This window comes from Pedobacter humicola (assembly GCF_056490705.1).
Genome location: NZ_JBWJIG010000038.1, coordinates 1 through 1,746, shown reverse-complemented (window position 1 = coordinate 1,746; position 1,746 = coordinate 1). Strand labels below are relative to the sequence as shown.

At 45.2% G+C, this 1,746-nt stretch carries 1 protein-coding gene; it reads left to right on the top strand.

From position 1 onward, the window contains the following. The first annotated feature begins 391 nt into the window (after nt 1-391). The gene (ltrA, locus tag AC04Q1_RS26415) at nt 392-1,666 is read left to right on the top strand and encodes a group II intron reverse transcriptase/maturase (RefSeq protein WP_478367513.1); all 1,275 of its coding nucleotides are present in this window, start codon (nt 392-394) and stop codon (nt 1,664-1,666) included. Nucleotides 1,667-1,746: the final 80 nt, after the last annotated feature.

Genomic DNA, 1,746 nt, shown 5'->3' with positions numbered 1-1,746 from the left:
CAACAAACAGAAGCCCAATACTGCACGGGGACTATTACGTATATACAGAGGCCACATCCATAGGAAGTAGATTGTCTTACCCCGGGAGATCTGAATGAGTTCTGTCGAGTGTAAGCGCGATTACAGGAGAAGAAACACTTAGCGGGGACGCTAAATGACTCAATCAGAAGTCAGCTGAGGTAGTAGTACTGCATTGCGAATGCAGGAAGGACCAAATGTTAGGATGGCAAAGGAAACAGGAAGTTTATGGCAGAGCGTTTACAGTGGAACCACATTAGAGAACTGCTTATATGAGGGTAGGACGGAATCCGAGAGTAAAGTATAAGAGGAGCTGAGCCGAGCCGTGCAACCAATGTGCACAATGCCTGGGAGGGAGTTTTTTTTTAGTATTATGCTTGAAGAAATATTAGATATCCGAAATGTACAAAGAGCCTTTAGGCAGGTTACTGCTAATAAGGGTGCTGGTGGTATTGATGGTATGCAGACCGATGAACTTCGCGACTACCTGAATGCTAACTGGCAGGCATTGCGGGCTAATATTTTAACAGGCCATTATCGGCCGAACGCTGTAAGAAAGGTAGAGATACCCAAAAGCAGTGGAGGCGTGAGGATGCTTGGCATCCCAACGGTCATTGACCGGTTGATCCAACAGTCCATTTCTCAATGGCTGAGCCCAAAATGCGAGGGTGGCTTTTCTTCTGGTAGTTATGGTTTCCGACCAAGCCGCAATGCCCATCATGCAGTTCAAAAGGCTCAGGAACACCTTAACAGAGGCTTTACCTGGATTGTGGAACTTGACCTGGACAAATTCTTTGACCGGGTAAACCATGACAAACTTATGCATCTGCTATCCTTAAAGATAAAGGATAAGCGGACCTTGAAGCTTATCCGTCTTTATTTGATTGCGGGCATCATGGATAAGGGATTGGCTAGCCCAAGAAAAGAAGGTACGCCACAGGGAAGTCCATTAAGCCCATTATTATCAAATGTTATCCTTCACGAACTTGATTCGAAGCTCGAAGAACGTGGGCATCAGTTTGTCCGGTATGCTGATGATAGCAGTATTTATCTAAGAAGCAAGAAATCAGCACACCGGGTAATGGCAGGTATTTCAGTATATGTGGAAGACTGCCTGAAACTAAAGGTTAACAGGAAGAAAAGTAAGGTCAGTAGGCCAAGCCAAAGTAGTCTGCTTGGGTTTTCATTCTACGGTAGCAAAGAGGGATGGAAGATGCGTATTGCATCCAAAGCTTTACGGGCAATCAAAGAGAAAATAAGAGAGCAGACCAAAGGCAGCCAACCCGTTCCATTACACCAGCGGATATCGAAGCTAAAGGAGATTATTCACGGTTGGGTAAACTATTTCTCTATTGCCGAGGCAAAGGGTCAAACGTTAAGACTGGACGAACTGATGAGAACCAGACTGCGGATTGTTCTTTGGAAACAATGGAAGAGTATAACGGGGAGAGCGCGGAATTTAATGAAGATGGGGTTGGTAAAATCAAGGGCCTATCAGTTGGCCAATACCCGTAAGGGGTACTGTAGGACTGCAAACAGCCCGACATTACTTACAACACTTGACAAGAAGTTCTTTTTGAGGCTTGGACTCGATGGATTTGCCAATTATTACTACTGGAAATCGACACACCAAACGAAGTTATTCTAGCAAACCGCTGTATACCGAACGGTACGTACAGTGGTGTGAGAGGACAGATAGGGAACTGATCCCTATCTTCCTACTCGATA

Bases quoted from the DNA above. Each gene is read 5' to 3' on its own strand.
- ltrA (WP_478367513.1), top strand. From the start codon at position 392: ATGCTTGAAGAAATATTAGATATCCGAAATGTACAAAGAGCCTTTAGG.